At 69.2% G+C, this 2,711-nt stretch carries 2 protein-coding genes; both read left to right on the top strand.

The genetic code is table 11. From position 1 onward, the window contains the following. The first annotated feature begins 408 nt into the window (after positions 1-408). A complete protein-coding gene (locus EG885_RS22190) occupies positions 409-1,341 on the top strand; it encodes a bile acid:sodium symporter family protein (protein ID WP_131579022.1) in 933 nt (310 codons plus the stop codon). Positions 1,342-1,519: 178 nt separating this feature from the next. After that, a partial coding sequence (locus EG885_RS22185) for a Y-family DNA polymerase (protein ID WP_131579020.1) occupies positions 1,520-2,711 on the top strand: 1,192 nt, incomplete at its 3' end.

Here is a 2,711-nt window from a genome sequence, read left to right as displayed (position 1 = left end):
GAAAAAAGGGGGCCATGCGTGCCATCTGCGCGGCAGTCAGCCAGAAAAGGTCGCTCATGTCACCGCTCCGTTTCTGGGCCGTGAATCACGCCGCGAAACGGAAATCAATGCATCCTGACCCTAGGACGGTCCCGCGCCCCGGACAAGGGGCCGCCCCCCCGCGCCCCGCACCGCCATCGGGGCCGTTGTTTCGCGGCGCAGGGGCCACACGAAACAGGCCGCACCGATGACGCAGCCCTCGGACAAGGACGTTCCGCCAAACCCGGCCATGGTGCGGCGCGCGTTCTTCTTTGCGCCTCAGGGACCGGGCCAGCCCGGACAGGCTGCGGGTTGAACTTTGCGTGACCCCGCCTTACAGCCTGCCGCGGATCAGGCCGCGCAGGATTGCTGCGCAAGAGGGAGGCTGTCGTGAAAGCTCTGGCAACATTATCGCGCTTTGTGGGCAATACATTTGCCCTGTGGGTTCTGCTGTTCGCGGTGCTGGGGTTCATGCTGCCCGAGACCTTCCGCCAGCTGACCCCGTGGATCGTCACGCTGCTGGGCATCATCATGTTCGGAATGGGCCTGACCATCTCGGCCCGCGATTTCGGCGAGGTGCTGCGCCGTCCGCTGGATGTGGGCGTGGGCGTCGCGTCCCAGTTCATCATCATGCCGCTGCTGGCCGTGGCGCTGACCCGGATCATCCCGATGTCGCCCGAAGTCGCGGCGGGCGTCATCCTGGTCGGCTGCTGTCCGGGCGGCACCTCGTCCAACGTCATGACCTATCTGGCCAAGGGCGACACGGCGCTGTCGGTGGCCTGCACCAGCGTCACCACCCTGCTGGCGCCGGTGGTGACGCCGTTTCTGGTCCTGATGTTGGCGCGCGAATACCTGCCCGTCGATGCCTGGGCGATGTTCCAGTCGATCGTCAAGGTCGTGCTGGTGCCGCTGGCCTTGGGTCTGGCCGCGCAACGGCTGGTGCCGGGGATCGTGCGGGCCGCCATTCCGGCGCTGCCTTTGGTCAGCGTGACCGGGATCGTGCTGATCGTGGCGGCCGTGGTCGGCGCGTCCAAGGGGGCCATCGCCCAATCGGGGCTGATGATCTTTGCGGTCGTCGTGCTGCACAACATGCTGGGCTATCTGATCGGCTATCTCGCCGCGCGGGCGGCGGGGCTTGAACTGGCCGGGCGCAAGGCCATTGCGATCGAGGTCGGCATGCAGAATTCCGGTCTGGCCGCCGCGCTGGCCACGACCTATTTCTCGCCCCTCGCGGCGGTTCCGGCGGCGATCTTCAGCGTCTGGCACAATATCTCGGGCGCGATCGTGGCCAGCATCCTGTCGCGGATGACGGGGCGCGGATGACCGGGCGCTGATGACGGGGCGCTGACAACGGGGTGCCAAGGCGCCGCTGCCCGTCCCAGAATCACGAATTCTGAACCCGTCCCGCCCCCTGACCGGGGGGCGGGACTCGACATGTCCGCGCGCGCCGTGCGATAAGAACAAATAAGGAACAACCCCGAATCCCGGAGGCGCGACCGGAATGGCTCGTCGGCTGCTGTCGATCTGGTTTCCACGGCTGGCCAGTGACCATGCCCTGCGAAACCGCCCCGTGCCGGGGCCCTTTGCCCTGACCCTGCGGTCGGGCCAGAACGACCGTCTGCATTGCGTGAACGCAGAGGCCGGGGCGCGGGGCCTGCACCCTGGCATGGGGCTGAACGATGCGCGGGCGATCTGTCCGGGCCTTGTCACCCGCCCTGCCTGCCCGGTGGCCGAGGCTGCGGCCCTGTCCGTGCTGCGGCGATGGGCCGGGCGCTATGCGCCGCTGGTGGCGCCCGACGGGCCGAACGGGCTGATCGCCGACATCACCGGCGTCGCACATCTGTTCGGGAACGAGGGCGATCTGCAGGCCGATCTGCAGGCGCGGCTGGACCGGGGCGGCATCACCGCAATCAGCGCTATCGCCGGGACGCGCGGGGCGGCGCATGCGCTGGCGCGACATGGCGGCGGGATCGTCACCCCAGACGACCTGTCAGGGCGGATGGCGGCGCTGCCCGTCGCGGCCCTGCGCATCGATGCAGAAACCGCGCAGGCGCTGGCCCGCACAGGGCTGGGCCGGATCGGCGATCTGATCGCCCTGCCCCGCGCGCCTCTGGCCCGGCGCTTTGGACCGGAGCTGGCGCTGCGGCTGGATCAGATGCTGGGCCTGCGTCCCGAACCCGTGGGCGCCGTCCCTGACGCGCCGCATTTCGGCGTCAGGCTGGTCTTGCCCGATCCCATCGGGCTGCAACAGGACGTGATGGCGGGACTGCTGCGCCTGCTGGACCGGTTATGCGCGCAGTTGGCCACCCATGCGATGGGCGCCCGCCGCCTGCGGCTGGAACTGGGCCGCGTCGACCGAGAGACGCTGGTGGTCGAGATCGGCCTGGCCCGCCCCCTGCGCGACCCCGCCCGCATCGCACCGCTGTTCACGCCCAAACTGGCCGATCTGGACGCGGGCTTCGGGATCGAGACGATGCGCCTGCAGGCCCCGGTGACCGAGCCGCTGGCGCCCGAACAGATCACCTCTCATGGTGGCAGCGATCTGCGGGACGGGATGGCAGACCTGATCTCTCGCCTTGGGAACCGCATCGGGTTCGATAGCGTGCAGCGCCTGCATCCCGCCCCCAGCCTGACACCCGAGCGCAGCTTTCGCCTGACCCCCGCCATCGGAGCGCCGGAAACCGGCGCCCCGG

This window comes from Paracoccus nototheniae, from assembly GCF_004335005.1.
Taxonomy (GTDB): Bacteria; Pseudomonadota; Alphaproteobacteria; order Rhodobacterales; family Rhodobacteraceae; genus Paracoccus; species Paracoccus nototheniae.
This window is presented reverse-complemented; position numbering and strand designations above follow the sequence as displayed.